Raw genomic sequence first — 15,160 nt, forward strand, 5'->3', positions numbered from 1 at the left:
GGGTGGAGGGAGGCGCCCGGGCGGACCGGGGCACCGGGGCGGACGGGGGCGCCCGGATGGGCGAGGTCGGCGCCGGGGCCGGTGTTCGCATCGGTGGGAGGCAAGGTGCGCTCCTCTCAGGAGACGAGGTGGGTCAGGCTCCTCGGAAATGCGGGGAGGCGGGGCAAGTCGCTCAGGAATGAAGGGGGTTGGCGATGGTGACGTAGACGGACTGGGTCTCGACCGGGCCGACGAGTTCGTCGAGACCGTGCAGCCGGGTCAGCAGGTTGGCCTTGCAGCGCAGGACGGGCGAGTCGAGCAGGCGGCTGGGCAGCGGGGTGCGCAGTGCGGTGGGCCCTGCGGCGACGTCGGTGAGGAAGCGGCGGAAGGCCGCGATGAGGAGTCGCTCGTCGGCGAGGCGCTGAGAGCCGAACGCGCCGATCACGCCCAGCACATTGTTGATGGCGAGGTAGTAGGCGAAGCGTTCGTCGGTGACCTCGTCGGAGACGAAGGTGTCGCTGCGCTCACCGATACCGGGCAGCCGGGCGTCCAGTTCGGCGCGCCGGGACTCGCGGAAGTAGTAGCCCTGGTTGTCGCGGTAACGGCCGCCGGAGGGCCAGCCGTCGCGGTCGAGCCGGAGCAGGGTGTTCTGCTGGTGGGCTTCGAGCGCGATGCCGGCCTCGCTGTCCAGCCAGAGCACGGGGCGGACGACCTGCTCCAGGTACCGGAGAAACCACTCCACGGCCACGGCACCGACGGGCCGGCCGGTGCGTGCAGCGAGCCGCGCGACGAGCTGGGCCAGTCGGGAGCACAGGGTCCAACTGGGCGTCCGAGTCGCAAAGTTGCTGCCGGGTTCGGGGACGGGCCGGGGCGAGACGAGTCCGGCGACGCAGCCGACGTCGTCGCTCGGTGCGAACGGGTTGTGCCGGATCAGCACGTCGCATCCGGGGACGGGCCGCCCGTCCGGATCGTCCACGGCGAGCCAGGCCGGGTCGCGGACGATGTCGAAGGAGGGGTGTACGGCCTGCCACTGCTTGGACAGGCCGGTGCGCAGCAGCCGGTGCACCTCGACTCCCCGATGGAGTTCCTTGCGCAGGCTCTCCCGGCGGGAGTTGGTGATACGCAGGGCGAGCGACAGCTTGAGCATCGCGGGGGCGCCGGATCGGTGGACCGTGCGTACGGAGGAGGTGGGATGCCAGCGAGGCCCGAAGGGGCCGAGGTCGCGGAGGAGGCCGGAGTCGAGGAGGGCGGCTACGGGTGCGCGGTGGCGCAGCTCGCGGGCCTGCCAGGGGTGCAGGGGAAGGGCGGCGTAACCGCTGGGCAGCGGGAGATCGGTTTCGGCGAGGCGCCGGGTGAGGTGGGCGGCGGGGACGGGACGGCCGCGCTCGGTCCAGGCCGAGTCGGTGACGAGGAGGGAGGGGGCTACAGCCATCCAGTGCAGCGGAAAGGAGCCGCGCAACTCCGGTGAGTACAGCAGGGTTTCTGCCTCGGTCAGCCCCTCCCGGCTCTTGGGGGCCGGGTGCAGGGGGTGTCCGAGGAGCAGGGCCTGCTCGGCGGAGAGGAAGACGTCGGGGCCGTCGGTAGGGTGCTCGCGCCGTTCGCGGATGAACGTCGCGGTACGACGGAGGGAGTCGGCCACCCGGGCCACCACATCGTCGTGGCTGTCGGCGCCGTGGCCGTCAGCGCCGTATCTGTCCTCCCCCTGGCGGTCCGCGCCCTGGTCGCCGTTGCCGTCCTGGCCGTGGCCGTGGCCGTGGCCGTCGGCGATGGGGTGCTGGGAGCGGGAGCTGCTGCCCGTGCCGCCGGTCGTCTCCCGGGTGAGGAGTGCCGCCAAGGTGACGGCGTCGACGTCGGGGGCGGCCTCGGGGGCGCTGACCAGGCGTGGCGGACCGAAGCGGTGCCAGCCGGTCGGCGACCAGTAGCGGACCGGCACGAGCAGGGCGGCGCCGCTGGCCGGGAGCGGGACGTGGAGGGTGCCGTTGACGGGGGCGGCGAGGCTGGTCTCGCGTACCCAGCAGCGCAACAGGTTCTCCACGGCTGCGGCCTGGGCCGCGGTGCGCGGGTCGGGGTCTTCGAGCAGCTCGGCGCCGGGCTCGGTCACTCGGGTGAGATCCGCGGTGCGCCTCTTCTGCGGGGGAACCGACTCGGCGAGCGGCACGGGAGCGGCCGGGGTGCCGGAGTCTCCCTGTTCGTCGGGAGCACCGGAGCTGCCGTCGGGAGTGGGGGTGGCGTTCATGACGGCTCCTCGTGGCCGACTGGGTGGTGCGGGGCTCGTGCTGTCGCTCGGGCGCCCTTCCCGCGTCGCCTGCGGTCGGCCTGGGTGGCGTCGACGGCTGCCTCGGCCTCGGCGGAGGACCGGGTCGGCGGGGAGAGCGGCACGTGCAGGAGAGGGCTGTGGATGTGCCAGGGGAGGCCGGTCTCGGCCTCAATGTCCTTACTGATGGGGGTGGTTGAGATGCGAAGGGGGACGGGCCCGAGGGGTGCTACGGGCTCCGGGGGCCGAGCGGTGGATACGCGGCTTTCGGCCCGCACGCTGGGCAGGGCCGCGGTGTGGGCTGTGGTGTGCACTGCGCTATGGGCCGTTTTCCTCGCGCGTGCGGGCCACCGCCGCGACCGCGTCCACCAGGCGGTCCAGAACGGCTGCCGCCTGCTCGTCGCTGATCGTGAGCGGGGGAAGCAGCCGGACCACGGCCGAGTGACGGCCGCCGAGTTCGACGATCAATCCGCGCTGCAGGCACTCCCGTTGGACGGCCGCGGCGAGTTCGGGCGCGGCCGGGTGCGGGGTGCGAGTGGGCTCCAGGCCGGAGGATGCGATGGGGTGGTCGGCGGGTTCGGCCCGGGGTTCTTCCGGGTCCACCAGCTCGACCCCGATCATCAGGCCACGCCCGCGTACCTCCCCCACGCACGCGAAGGTGTCGGTCAGCTCCCCGAGTCGGCCCAGTATGCGGGCGCCGAGGGCGGCGGCTCGTTCGGCGAGGCCGTTCTCTCGCACATATGTGAGGGTCGCGGTGCCCGCCGCCATGGCGAGTTGATTGCCGCGGAAGGTTCCCGCGTGGGCGCCGGGTTGCCAGACGTCGAGATCGTCGCGGTAGACGATCACGGCCAGCGGGAGGCTGCCGCCGATGGCCTTGGACAGGACCATGACGTCGGGGGTGATGCCGCTGTGGTCGACGGCCCAGAAGGCACCCGTCCTGCCGACGCCGGTCTGGATCTCGTCGGCGATCAGCGGGATGGACCGGGCAGCCGTGAGCCGGCGCATACGGCGCAGCCAGTCGTCCGGTCCGGGGAGCACGCCGCCCTCGCCCTGGACCGGTTCGAGGATCATCCCGGCGGGCAGCGGCACACCCGACTTGGGATCGTCGAGGAGGGACTCGGTCCAGCGGGCGGTGAGTTCGGCGCCGCGTGGTCCGCCGACGCCGAAGGGGCAGCGGTAGTCCTGCGGATAGGGCAGGCGGGCGACCTGGACGTCACGGGCGCCGCCGGAGGCGGCCAGGGAGCCGGCGGTCATGCCGTGGTAGGCACCGGTGAAGGCGAGCAGGCCTGCGCGGCCGGTCGCGGTCCGGACCAGTTTGAGGGCGGCCTCCACGGCGTCGGTTCCGGCGGGCCCGCAGAACTGGACACGGGCCCGGTCGGCGAGACCGGGCGGAAGGGTGCGGAACAGCTCGGTGATGAAGGCGTCCTTGACGGGGGTCGCCAGGTCGAGGACGGAGAGGGGAGCGCCGGAGTCGAGGACCTTGCGGATGGCTTCCAGCACGACGGGATGGTTGTGACCGAGGGCGAGTGTGCCGGCGCCGGACAGGCAGTCGAGATAACGACGGCCGTCGGCGCCCTCGATGGTGAGGCCTCGCGCCCGGACCGGGACGATGGGCAGGGCCCGGGCGTAGGTGCGGGCGGAGGATTCACGCGCCGACTGGCGTCTGAGGATCCCCTCGTGCACAGCAGGAGCTTCCCCGTGCACGCCTCCAGCCATCGACTCCGTAACGGCCACAGGTCGCTGTCCTCCCCGCTGTTCAGAGGCGAGTTGATCCACGGGGACCGGGTTCAGGCAGCGGGCCCCCCACCGCTACAACCGCGGACGGTTCGACGGGTTACGGGTCTGCGCAAGATCATTGCCGGGCCGGGAAGACGGCACGTTGCGCACGGCGCCGCGGGCGGCCTGCCGGCAGGCGGAACGCCGTGTGGACCACGGGCGGTTGTGGTGAAGGGACGTCAAACCGGTAAATCCATGGATGATTGGCCTGGTCAGATGGCTTGTGGCCGAACCGTTGCCGTTCCGTCGGAAGTCCCCCACAGCAACCGCATAGTCTGGGACGCCGTTCTCACACGGGCGTGAGACCGGCATGAAGTTCCATGAGTTCGCGGCCGGTGTCGCGACCGAAGCGCCGAGTACCTTCACAGCAGGGGGAGTCAAGAGCATGCGATCCATACGACCGTCGTTCACTGGTCGGCGAGAGAGGGGCAGCCGCCGCACCTCGACCTCGCTCGCGGCGGTCACCCTCGCCTCGGCGCTGGCACTGACCGCCACCGCCTGCAACGGCGACGACAACGCCGACAGCAAGCCGACCGCCTCGGCGGCCGCGGCCGGTACCGGCGACGGCAAGATCAGGATCCCGGACGACCTCAAGCAGAAGCTCAAGGAACACGGGATCGACCTCGACAAGTGGAAGAACGGCGCCTGGAAGAACTGGAACAAGCAGGACTGGCTGCGCGAGGCCAACGATTTCGTCAACCCGATCATCAAGGGTCTGTGGGACCCGAACCGGATGCGTCATGCCAACGACCCGAACAAGGGGGTCCACGACAACGACATCTCGGGTGACCAGGGCGTGACGGACCCGACCCCGCAGCCGGTGAAGGCGCAGGCGGTCGCGGCGCCGTACCACACCAACGCGGCTACCTCGGGCAAGGTGTTCTTCGACTCCCCCGAGGGCCACATGGTGTGCTCGGGCACGGTCGTGGCGGACCCCGCGCACCCGGGCAAGTCCAACCTCGTGTGGACGGCGGGTCACTGTGTGCACGCCGGCAAGAACGGCGGCTGGTACCGCAACATGGCCTTCGTGCCGTCGTACAACAACTCCGGCAAGCCGGCCGCCCAGCTGCAGCACGCCAGCCGGTCCGAGATCGCCCCGTACGGCGTCTGGTGGGCCGATGCGGCGCAGACCTCGCAGCAGTGGATCGACCAGGGCGGGGAGACCGGCGGCAACGGCGCCCCGTACGACTTCTCGGTGATCCATGTGACGCCGGAGCAGGGCAACGGCGGCAAGTCGCTGGAGGAGACGGTCGGCGGGGCGCTGCCGGTGAACTTCGACGCGCCCGCGGTGCCGAAGGTCAGCAGCATCACCGCGTCCGGCTACCCGGAGGCGGCTCCGTTCGACGGCCAGCTGCTGTACCAGTGCAAGGACAAGCCGGGCCGGCTGTCCATCGCGCAGTCCGCCCCGACGATGTACCGGATCGGTTGCACGATGACCGCCGGGTCCTCCGGAGGCGGCTGGGTGGAGACCGGTGCGGACGGTAAGCCGGCGTTGGTGTCCAACACGTCCATCGGCCCGGTGACTTCAGGGTGGCTGGCCGGTCCTCGGCTGGGTCCTGTCGCCAAGGGCGTGTACCAGTCGGTGAGCAAGAAGTTTGCCGGGCAGTAAGCGGAGTCGAGTCGCCCTCTCGTCTGCCACCTGGCGGTGAGTGGGCGACTGACCGCCGTCGTTGGTTGTCCGCGCAGTCCCCGCGCCCCTTTCAGGGCGCTGAAAGGCCCGCCCCCTTCACCCCAGGGAGCGGGCCTTTCCTATGGCTCTGGATTGGCTCTGGATCAGGCCACCGACACCGGGACGTACGGTGCCAGTTCTGCCGCCAGTTCCTCGTGTACCCGGGCCTTGAGCAGGGTGCCCTCCGCGGTGTGCTCCTCGGAGAGCACCTCGCCCTCGGTGTGGGCGCGGGCGACGAGCTTGCCGTGCGTGTACGGCACCAGCACCTCGATCTCGACCGACGGGCGCGGCAGTTCGTCGTCGATCAGGGTGAGCAGTTCCTCGATGCCCATGCCGGTGCGGGCCGAGACGGCGATGGAGCGCTTCTCGACCCTGAGCAGCCGCTGGAGGACCAGCGGGTCGGCCGCGTCCGCCTTGTTGATCACGACGATCTCGGGTACGTCGGTGGCGCCGACGTCCCGGATCACCTCGCGCACGGCGGCCAGCTGCTCCTCCGGTACCGGGTGCGAGCCGTCCACCACGTGCAGGATCAGGTCGGCGTCGCCGACCTCCTCCATGGTGGAGCGGAACGCCTCGACCAGGTGGTGCGGCAGATGCCGGACGAAGCCGACCGTGTCGGCCAGGGTATACACCCGCCCGCCCGGGGTCTCCGCGCGGCGGACGGTCGGGTCCAGGGTCGCGAACAGGGCGTTCTCGACCAGGACGCCGGCGCCCGTGAGGCGGTTGAGCAGGGAGGACTTGCCGGCGTTGGTGTAGCCCGCGATGGCGACGGACGGCACCTTGTTGCGCCGGCGCTCCTGGCGCTTGATCTCGCGGCCGGTCTTCATCTCCGCGATCTCCCGGCGCATCTTCGCCATCTTCTCGCGGATCCGCCGCCGGTCCGTCTCGATCTTGGTCTCACCGGGACCACGGGTGGCGAGGCCGCCGCCCTTGCCGCCGCCCATCTGCCGGGACAGCGACTGACCCCAGCCGCGCAGTCGCGGCAGCATGTACTGCATCTGCGCGAGCGCGACCTGCGCCTTGCCCTCGCGGGACTTGGCGTGCTGGGCGAAGATGTCCAGGATCAGGGCCGTACGGTCGATGACCTTGACCTTGACGACGTCCTCCAGCTGGATCAGCTGGCCGGGACTCAGCTCACCGTCGCAGATGACGGTGTCCGCGCCCGTTTCGATGACGATGTCGCGCAGCTCCTGGGCCTTGCCGGAGCCGATGTAGGTGGCCGCGTCGGGCTTGTCGCGGCGCTGGATGACGCCGTCGAGCACCAGCGCGCCCGCCGTCTCGGCGAGGGCGGCCAGCTCCGCGAGGGAGTTGTCCGCGTCCTGCACGGTGCCGGTGGTCCACACGCCGACGAGCACGACCCGCTCCAGGCGGAGCTGGCGGTACTCGACCTCGGTGACGTCCTCCAGCTCCGTGGACAGACCCACCACGCGGCGCAGGGCCGCGCGCTCGGAGCGGTCGAACTGGTCGCCGTCCCGCTCGCCGTCGATCTCGTGGCTCCAGGCGACGTCCTCTTCCATCAGGGCATCGGCCCGAAGACCCTCGGGATAGGCGTGCGCGAGGCGCTTGGTGTCCTGGGAAGGGGAAGAAGAGGAGGTCATTGGATCCTTACGTCGATGGGATGCCGTCAGTGCGTCGGTACCGCGGTCCTGCCGGGCCGCTCAGACGTTCAACGCACGAGGACCCCGGGACATTCCCGTGCCGTCTCGTGCCGACCCGAAGATGGTCGCACGAGGCGGCACGTCTCGTCACCGTGTTATCACCGGGTCCGCGGCCCGACCACTCTCGCCGACGTGACCGGACCCGAGGACCCACGGCTCGCCCTCGGCGACACGGCCGGACCCGAGGACTCACGGCTCGCCCTCGGCGACGCGACCGCCTCCGATGACTCCGGGTGCGATCCCGGCGACGTGACCTGTCCTGACGGCTTCCGGCCGGTCGCTTTCGGCGCCTTCGTGGGATCCGCCGACTTCCAGTCCGGATGGCCGGGCATCGGCGGGGTCTTCTCGCTGTACAGCCAGCCCGTGAGGAAGCCGCTCAGGTCGCGGCCGGAGACGGTCGAGGCCAGCCGGATGAAGTCGGCGGTGCCGGCCGTGGAGTCCCGGTGTTCCTGGACCCAGGCGCGCTCCAGCCGCTCGAAGGCCGGCCGGCCGATCTCCTGCCGCAGTGCGTAGAGCACGAGGGCAGCGCCGTCGTAGATGTTGGGCCGGAAGATGGAGATCTTCTGGCCGGGAGCGGCCGCCTTGGGCAGGGCGGGCGGGCCGCCGGCCGCACGCCAGGTGTCGGAGGCGGCGTATGCGGCCTTCATCCGGGCCGCCATGGACGTGTGCGCGGTCTCCTCGGCGTACAGCGCCTCGTACCAGGTGGCATGCCCCTCGTTCAGCCAGACGTCGGACCAGGTGCGGGGGCTGACGCTGTCGCCGAACCACTGGTGGGACAGCTCGTGCACCATGATCGACTCGACGTACCACTTGGGGTAGGCGGCGTCGGTGAACAGGTCCTTCTCGAAGAGCGAGAGAGTCTGCGTCTCCAGCTCGAACCCGGTCGAGGCCTGCGCCATGAGCACGCCGTACGTCTCGAAGGGGTACGGGCCGACCTTGCGCTCCATCCAGGCGATCTGGGCGGGCGTCTTGTCGAGCCACGGTTGCAGGGCCTTGCGGTCGCCGCTGGGCACCACGTCGCGGACGGCCAGTCCGCGCGGGCCCGAGCGGTGCAGCACGGCGGAGTGGCCGATGGAGACCTGGGCGAGTTCGGTGGCCATGGGGTGCCGGGTGCGGTAGGTCCAGGTGGTGGTGGAGCCGCTCTGTTCCGCTCCGGTGGGCACACCGTTGGCCACGACGGTGTAGCCGTTCGGGGCCGTGACGTGGAAGGTGAACATCGCCTTGTCGGACGGGTGGTCGTTGCACGGGAAGACCATGTGGGCGGCGTCCGCCTGGTTGGCCATGGCGAGGCCGTCGGCGGTGCGCACCCAGCCGCCGTCCTGGTCCTTGCCGGCGACGGGCTCGCTGGTGTGCTTCACCGTGATCCGGGTCCAGCTGCCCTCGGCGAGGGGGTGCACCGGGGTGACGACCAGATCCTCGCCGGCGTTGGCGAAGTCCGCGGGATGCCCGTCGACCTCGACCGACTGCACGGTGCCGTGCGCGAAGTCGAGGTTGATCCGGTCCAGGTCGGCCGTGGTCTTGGCGGAGATCGTGGTGACTGCCTGGAGCGGCTTGTCGTTGGTGCCGGGGTAGGTGAAGGACAGGTCGTACGACGCCACGTCGTAGCCCGGATTGCCCAGGTACGGGAAGAGCCGGTCGCCGATGCCGAGGGGCTTGACCGGGGACGCGGCGGCGAGGAGGCAGACGGAGACGGCGGAGGCGAGCAGGGCCGCCTTCCGGTGCCGGGAGAACCGCGGCCGGTTCCGGGTCTGGGCCTGGGAACGGGCGCGGCGGGCGGCGCGGGGGGTGAGCAGCATGCATCACCGCTACCAGTGCGTTCCCGCGCCGCGGCGGCGACGCGCGCCCGGCCCACCCGAACGGGTTGGGTCCGGAGGGCCTTTCTGCGCACGGTCGGGCGGGCTTCGCACCGGGTCGGAAGGCCTGCGGATCGATCCGATCGGGCGGTGTGTGACCCGCCCGTACCTGCGGCGCTCAGGAGGGCGGGGCCTGGTGCTGGGCGCGGGAGACGTCGTACACGCCCGGCACGTCCCGCATGGCGCGCATGAGGACCGGGAGGTGGGCCGCGTCGGGGAGCTGGAGCGTGTAGGTGTGCCGGACCCGCTGCTGGGTGGGCGGTTCGACGGTGGCGGAGACGATGTCGACGCCGGTCGAGGAGATCGCCTCCGTGAGGTCGGCGAGCAGATGGGGGCGGCCGAACGATTCAGCGATCAGCGTGACCCGGCATGCGCTGGTGTCCCCCCAGCGCACGCCCAGCTCCGTGCGCCCCCGGCCCTTCATGTACGCCACCGCGGCGCACTCCAGCCGGTGCACGGTGACCACTCCCCCGCGTACCGCGAAGCCGGTGATCTCGTCCGGCGGTACGGGCGTACAGCACCCGGCGAGCCGTACGGCGGCTCCGGGCCGGTCCACGAGGACGTCGGCGCCTCGCGGGCGGGCGGCGGGGGCGGCTGCCCCGGCGGCGTCGGCAGGGGCGGTTCTCCCGGCGGCGTCCGCGGGGGCGGTTCCCCCTGCGGCATAGGCGCGTGGGCCGCCCGCGGGGCGCGCGGCGGCGGTGGCCTCGGGGACGAATGCGCGGCGGGCGCCGTCCGCGCCGTCCGCGTCCTCCGTGTCCTCCGTATCGCCGCCGCCCGGATGCGTCGCCAGCCAGCGCTGGATGGCGATGCGGGCGGCCGGGGTGTGGGCGTGCTCCAGCCATTCGCGGGAGGGCTCGGACGCGGGGTCCTGGCCCATGAGGAGCTGGACGGTGTCGCCGTCCTTCAGGACGGTGCTGAGGGTGGCCAGGCGGCCGTTGACGCGGGCGCCGATGCACGCGTGCGCGTCCTCGCCGTACTGGGCGTAGGCGGCGTCCACGCAGGTGGCGCCCTCGGGCAGGCCGAGCCTGCCGCCGTCGGGGCGGAAGACGGTGAGCTCGCGGTCCTGCGCGAGATCCTCGCGCAGGGTGGACCAGAAGGTGTCGGGATCGGGCGCGGCCTGCTGCCACTCGAGGAGGCGGGAGAGCCAGCCGGGGCGGGTGGGGTCGGCGCGCTCGCCGTCGGCGGGCTCGTCGGAGGCCGGGGTGCCGGAGACCGGGGTGCCGGAGGTGGGGACGTCGGCGGCGGGGGCGTACGGGTTGCCCAGGGCGACGACGCCGGCTTCGGCGACCTTGTGCATCTGGTGGGTGCGGATGAGGACTTCGACCACTTGGCCGTCGGTGCGGGCGACGGCGGTGTGCAGCGACTGGTACAGGTTGAACTTCGGTACGGCGATGAAGTCCTTGAACTCCGAGACGACCGGCGTCATACAGGTGTGCAGTTCACCGAGGACGCCGTAACAGTCGGCGTCCTCCTGCACGAGCACGAGCAGGCGGCCGAAGTCGGTGCCGCGCAGCCGTCCGCGTTTACGGGCCACACGATGGACGGAGACGAAGTGCCGGGGGCGGATGAGGACTTCGGCCGGGATGCCGGCCTCGCGCAGCACCCGGCGCATCTCGTCGGCGACTTCGGCGAGCGGGTCGTCCGGGCGGGCGGCGTTCTCGGCGATGAGCTCGCGGGTGTGCTCGCACTCCTCGGGGTGGAGGATGGCGAAGACCAGGTCCTCCATCTCCGTCTTCAGGGCCTGCACGCCGAGGCGCTCGGCGAGCGGGATGAGGACGTCGCGGGTGACCTTGGCGATCCGCGCCTGCTTCTCCGGGCGCATCACGCCGAGCGTGCGCATGTTGTGCAGCCGGTCGGCGAGTTTGATCGACATCACGCGCACGTCGCTGCCGGTGGCGACGAGCATCTTGCGGAAGGTCTCCGGCTCGGCGGCGGCTCCGTAGTCGACCTTCTCCAGTTTCGTCACCCCGTCGACGAGATAACGAACCTCCTCGCCGAACTGTTCCCGCACCTGATCGAGCGTCACGTCAGTGTCCTCCACGGTGTCGTGGAGCAGGGAGGCGGTCAACGTCGTGGTCTCGGCGCCGAGTTCGGCGAGGATCAGGGTCACGGCGAGCGGGTGGGTGATGTACGGCTCACCGCTCTTGCGCATCTGGCCGCGGTGCGAGGACTCCGCGAGGACGTAGGCGCGGCGCAGCGGGTCGAGGTCCGCATCGGGGTGGTGGGCGCGGTGCGCCTCCACGACATGGCCGATCGCGTCGGGCAACTTGCCGCGGACGGCGGGCCCCAGCAGCGCGGCCCGGCCGAGCCTGCGCAGATCGATCCGGGCCCGGGACTTCCTGCGGTCCGCCCTGGGCACCGCGGGCGCGGTGGCCGCCGCGGACGCCGTGGGGGCCACCGGGCCAGGGGACGCAGGGTTCGTGGCCTCCGCACTCATGGGCACCTCCGGCTCGTGGACCGGCGGACGGGGCCCCAGGGCGTACGCGGCTCAGGGAAGGCGACGTTCCCCCGTCCGTGCCGGTGCTTGATGCTATCGAGCCCACCACGTGCGACCGACCGCCTCCCGCCGAGCGTGAAACGGATCACCCATTCGAGCGATGCAAAAGAGGTTTAGGGTTTGCGCCACGTGCCCTGGCGTCGCCCGCGGTTTCGAACTCCCCCGGCCACCGGAAACCGCTGCTCCGGGCGCCGAGGGATGTGTCGCTCGTGGTTTCGCCTGGTCAACGAAGCGCGTTTTCCAGCCATTCGGCGTCGATCTCGCCCTCGGCGACGATCACGGCGGGGCCGGTCATCTCGATCTCGCCGTCGGGCCGTTCGGTGATGACCAGGCGGCCGCCGGGCACGTCGACGGTGTACGTGGCCGGGGTGCCGGTGACGGCCGGGTCTGCGCCGTCGCGCCGGGCGGCGGCCACGGCGACGGCGCACGCGCCCGTGCCGCACGAGCGGGTCTCGCCGGAGCCGCGCTCGTGCACGCGCAGGGCGACGTGGCGAGGGCCGCGGTCGACGACGAACTCCACGTTCACGCCGTCCGGGTAGGCGTTCGCCGGGCTGACCGGCGGCGCGGTGTACAGGTTGCCTGCGTGCGCGAGGTCGTCGACGAAGGCGACCGCGTGCGGGTTGCCCATGTTCACGTTGCGCGCGGACCAGCTTCGCGCGTCCACGCTCACCATGACGTCGCCTTCGGGCAGGCGGGCGCGGCCCATGCCGACGGTGACGTCACCGTTCTTCGCGATGTGTACGGTCTTCACGCCCGCGCGCGTGGCGATCGCGAGGTCGCCTTCGCCCACATGCCCGGCGTGCTGGAGATAGCGCGCGAACACACGGACTCCGTTGCCGCACATCTCGGCGACCGAGCCGTCGCCGTTGCGGTAGTCCATGAACCACTCGGCTTCGGCCGCCATCGGCTTCGCCTCCGGGTGTGCGGCCGAGCGCACCACGTGCAGCACCCCGTCGCCGCCGATGCCGGCCCGGCGGTCGCACAGGGCGGCGACGGCGGCCGGGGTCAGGTCGAGGGCGTTCTCCGGGTCCGGGACGATCACGAAGTCGTTCTCGGTGCCGTGGCCCTTGAGGAAGGGGAGGGATGCGCTCATTCCTCGATCGTACGGGAGCGGAGCGCTCCGCCAGGTTGGGCCGACGGCTGTGAGCGGTGGGGGGTGGTGGGGGGTGGTGTGCGGAGGGTGGGGCGGTGCGGGTCGTGTGTGGCTGGGCATGTCCACGCGGCGGTAAGCCGCACATGGGATACAGCCCCGCGCCCCTGGCGGGGCGCCGTTCAGCTTCGGGCGCGCCTCAGCTTCGGGCGCGCCTCAGCGGAGCCTTGCCACGCGCCATACCGCCAGGACCACCACCACGGCCACCAGCAGGGCGTAGCCGAGTACGACCCTCCAGTCGGGGCGGCGGGTCGAGCCGCGGGGCGGGAGGCCGGGCCAGGTGTAGCCGACCTTGCGGGCGGCCATCATGGCCCAGCCGGCGGCGCAGGAGCAGATCAGCAGGCCCAGCATGGCGATGACGGCGCCGCTGTCGCCGAAGTCGAAGGCGAGCGGGAAGGCGAACATCAGGGAGCCGACGGCGGACAGGCCCACGATGGGAGCGAGCTGCCAGATGCGCAGCCGGCGCTGTGGGCGCAGCTCGACCTCGACCTCCGGGCCGCCCGGGTACATCTCCTCGGGCTCCGGCCCGTCGTCGGTCACGCCGTCGGGCGTCTCGTCGGGACCGTCGTCGGTCAGCCGGGCCTCGGTGAGCGGGTCCTCGACCAGCCGGCCCTCCGTGAGAGCCCCTTCGGGCAGCCGCTGCTCGACCACCCGGCCATCGGCCGGACGGTCCTCGCCCAGGCAGTCCTCGGGCAGACGGGCCGCACCCAGGTCCGGTTCGTCACTGTCGGTGGTGACGCGCTCGGCGCTTTGTGCGGTGTCACGAGGGCCGGCCTCCATCGCCACGCGCCCTCCCAACTAGGCTCCACTTGGTCGATCGAAGCTCGATGATGGCACGGCCGGGAAGGCCGGGATGACCGGCGGCGCATCCCGATGCCATGACGTGATCAGGCTGTAACCGGTCGTTCGACCAACGCCAGGGCCTGGTGCGGAAGTTCCCTCCGGTCCGCCACGGCCCCACTCAGCCAGTGCACCCGGGGATCGCGCCTGAACCACGAATCCTGGCGGCGCGCGAAGCGCTTGGTCGCACGTACGGTCTCGGCCCGCGCTTCCGCTTCGGTGCACTCCCCGGCGAGCGCGGCGAGCACCTGCTGGTAACCCAGCGCACGCGACGCCGTGCGCCCTTCACGCAACCCCTGCGCCTCCAGTGCGCGCACCTCGTCCACGAGGCCCGCCTCCCACATGCGGTCGACGCGCAGGGCGATGCGCTCGTCCAGTTCGGGGCGCGCCACGTCTACACCGATCTGGACGGTGTCGTAGACGGAGTCATGCCCCGGCAGGTTCGCGGTGAAGGGCCGGCCGGTGATCTCGATCACTTCGAGCGCCCGGACGATACGACGGCCGTTGCTCGGCAGGATCGCGCGGGCGGCCTCGGGGTCGGCGGCGGCCAGCCGGGCGTGCAGCGCGCCCGAACCGCGCAGGGCCAGCTCCTCCTCCAGGCGGGCGCGGACCTCGGGGTCGGTGCCGGGGAACTCCAGGTTGTCGACGGCACCCCGGACGTACAGGCCGGAGCCGCCGACCAGGATGGGCCAGCGGCCCTCGGCGAGCAGGGCGTCGATCCGGGCGCGGGCGAGCTTCTGGTACTCGGCGACGGAGGCGGTCACCGTCACGTCCCAGATGTCGAGCAGGTGGTGCGGTATGCCGCCGCGCTCTTCGGGCGTCAGTTTCGCGGTGCCGATGTCCATCCCTCGGTACAGCTGCATGGAGTCGGCGTTGACGACCTCCCCACCGAGCTGCTGAGCGAGGAAGACGCCAAGATCGGACTTTCCGGCCGCGGTGGGTCCGACGACGGCGATGACGCGGGGGGTGGAGGGTGCACTGCTCACCGCACCAGTCTCGCAAACCTCCAGGCCATGCCTCGAACGAGTTACGTGACGAGCGGGGTCCCGGGTCGTTGCCCGAGGCGAGAAGCCGCCCTCCGGCAGATTGGAGGCGGTGACCCGGGCGGCGCAACCGTACGCACCGGGTAACGCGGGAATTCGCCCGCACGAGTACCGTATGGAGTGGATATGGGCGTTTTTGCACGGCTCCTCCGCAAGTCAAAGCCGACCCCGGAGGAGTCGGCCGCCGAGGCGCAGGCCGGCGCGGAGCCGGAAGCGGCCGAGGCGGCGGAAGCGGAGTCGGCGGAGGCGAAGGCGACCGCATCGGCGGAGGCGAAGGGATCGGCCGGGGACGGGAGCGAGGACGTGGCGGTACCGTCGGAGGCCGACACAGAAGACGCGTCCGAGGGCTCCGGCATCCCCAAGCAGCAGTCCGCCGAGGAGGCCGCCGACAACGAGGCCGGCGAGGGCGCCCGCAGGTAACTGCCCCGTGAGGGAAGGTGG

10 protein-coding genes are annotated in these 15,160 nt (G+C 71.7%); 2 read left to right on the top strand and 8 right to left on the bottom strand.

The annotated features are described in order from the left end of the window. Positions 1-172: 172 nt before the first annotated feature. Positions 173-2,215 (bottom strand): IucA/IucC family siderophore biosynthesis protein, encoded by a 2,043-nt coding sequence (locus tag AB5L52_RS12110; RefSeq protein ID WP_369363919.1) that lies wholly within the window; start codon positions 2,213-2,215, stop codon positions 173-175. A 336-nt stretch (positions 2,216-2,551) separates the two neighbouring features. Beyond that, positions 2,552-3,949 carry a diaminobutyrate--2-oxoglutarate transaminase family protein gene (locus AB5L52_RS12115; RefSeq protein ID WP_351016383.1) on the bottom strand — a complete coding sequence of 466 codons (1,398 nt, stop codon included), beginning with the start codon at positions 3,947-3,949 and terminating at the stop codon, positions 2,552-2,554. A 445-nt stretch (positions 3,950-4,394) separates the two neighbouring features. On the opposite strand from AB5L52_RS12115, the gene AB5L52_RS12120 reads away from it, so the two are divergent. Then, positions 4,395-5,618: a serine protease gene (locus AB5L52_RS12120; RefSeq protein WP_369363922.1), complete on the top strand. Its 1,224-nt coding sequence runs from the start codon at positions 4,395-4,397 to the stop codon at positions 5,616-5,618. Positions 5,619-5,782: 164 nt separating this feature from the next. Here AB5L52_RS12120 and hflX read toward each other — a convergent pair whose 3' ends face one another. The 6 genes from hflX to miaA form a co-directional block, all read right to left on the bottom strand. Continuing rightward, positions 5,783-7,276 (bottom strand): GTPase HflX, encoded by a 1,494-nt coding sequence (hflX, locus tag AB5L52_RS12125; RefSeq protein ID WP_369363923.1) that lies wholly within the window; start codon positions 7,274-7,276, stop codon positions 5,783-5,785. A gap of 158 nt (positions 7,277-7,434) precedes the next feature. Further along, on the bottom strand, positions 7,435-9,132 hold the full coding sequence (locus AB5L52_RS12130; RefSeq protein WP_351016176.1) for a M1 family metallopeptidase: 1,698 nt from the start codon (positions 9,130-9,132) through the stop codon (positions 7,435-7,437). Positions 9,133-9,307: 175 nt separating this feature from the next. After that, on the bottom strand, positions 9,308-11,626 hold the full coding sequence (locus AB5L52_RS12135; RefSeq protein WP_369363925.1) for a bifunctional (p)ppGpp synthetase/guanosine-3',5'-bis(diphosphate) 3'-pyrophosphohydrolase: 2,319 nt from the start codon (positions 11,624-11,626) through the stop codon (positions 9,308-9,310). A gap of 283 nt (positions 11,627-11,909) precedes the next feature. Continuing rightward, the gene (gene dapF / locus AB5L52_RS12140) at positions 11,910-12,779 is read right to left on the bottom strand and encodes a diaminopimelate epimerase (protein WP_369363927.1); all 870 of its coding nucleotides are present in this window, start codon (positions 12,777-12,779) and stop codon (positions 11,910-11,912) included. A 213-nt stretch (positions 12,780-12,992) separates the two neighbouring features. Then, positions 12,993-13,616 (bottom strand): hypothetical protein, encoded by a 624-nt coding sequence (locus tag AB5L52_RS12145; protein ID WP_369368856.1) that lies wholly within the window; start codon positions 13,614-13,616, stop codon positions 12,993-12,995. A 107-nt stretch (positions 13,617-13,723) separates the two neighbouring features. Beyond that, positions 13,724-14,662 carry a tRNA (adenosine(37)-N6)-dimethylallyltransferase MiaA gene (gene miaA / locus AB5L52_RS12150; RefSeq protein ID WP_351016185.1) on the bottom strand — a complete coding sequence of 313 codons (939 nt, stop codon included), beginning with the start codon at positions 14,660-14,662 and terminating at the stop codon, positions 13,724-13,726. A gap of 183 nt (positions 14,663-14,845) precedes the next feature. On the opposite strand from miaA, the gene AB5L52_RS12155 reads away from it, so the two are divergent. Next, positions 14,846-15,139 (top strand): hypothetical protein, encoded by a 294-nt coding sequence (locus tag AB5L52_RS12155; RefSeq protein ID WP_351016188.1) that lies wholly within the window; start codon positions 14,846-14,848, stop codon positions 15,137-15,139. The last annotated feature ends 21 nt before the right edge of the window (positions 15,140-15,160 follow it).

Source organism: Streptomyces sp. CG4, assembly GCF_041080655.1.
Taxonomy (GTDB): Bacteria; Actinomycetota; Actinomycetes; order Streptomycetales; family Streptomycetaceae; genus Streptomyces.

What these genes read in the sequence shown, in the direction of transcription:
- hflX (WP_369363923.1), bottom strand. Translation starts at nt 7,276, where the DNA reads ATGACCTCCTCTTCTTCCCCTTCCCAGGACACCAAGCGCCTCGCGCAC.
- dapF (WP_369363927.1), bottom strand. Translation starts at nt 12,779, where the DNA reads ATGAGCGCATCCCTCCCCTTCCTCAAGGGCCACGGCACCGAGAACGAC.
- AB5L52_RS12120 (WP_369363922.1), top strand. Translation starts at nt 4,395, where the DNA reads ATGCGATCCATACGACCGTCGTTCACTGGTCGGCGAGAGAGGGGCAGC.
- AB5L52_RS12130 (WP_351016176.1), bottom strand. Translation starts at nt 9,132, where the DNA reads ATGCTGCTCACCCCCCGCGCCGCCCGCCGCGCCCGTTCCCAGGCCCAG.
- AB5L52_RS12135 (WP_369363925.1), bottom strand. Translation starts at nt 11,626, where the DNA reads ATGAGTGCGGAGGCCACGAACCCTGCGTCCCCTGGCCCGGTGGCCCCC.
- AB5L52_RS12110 (WP_369363919.1), bottom strand. Translation starts at nt 2,215, where the DNA reads ATGAACGCCACCCCCACTCCCGACGGCAGCTCCGGTGCTCCCGACGAA.
- AB5L52_RS12145 (WP_369368856.1), bottom strand. Translation starts at nt 13,616, where the DNA reads ATGGAGGCCGGCCCTCGTGACACCGCACAAAGCGCCGAGCGCGTCACC.
- AB5L52_RS12155 (WP_351016188.1), top strand. Translation starts at nt 14,846, where the DNA reads ATGGGCGTTTTTGCACGGCTCCTCCGCAAGTCAAAGCCGACCCCGGAG.
- AB5L52_RS12115 (WP_351016383.1), bottom strand. Translation starts at nt 3,949, where the DNA reads ATGGCTGGAGGCGTGCACGGGGAAGCTCCTGCTGTGCACGAGGGGATC.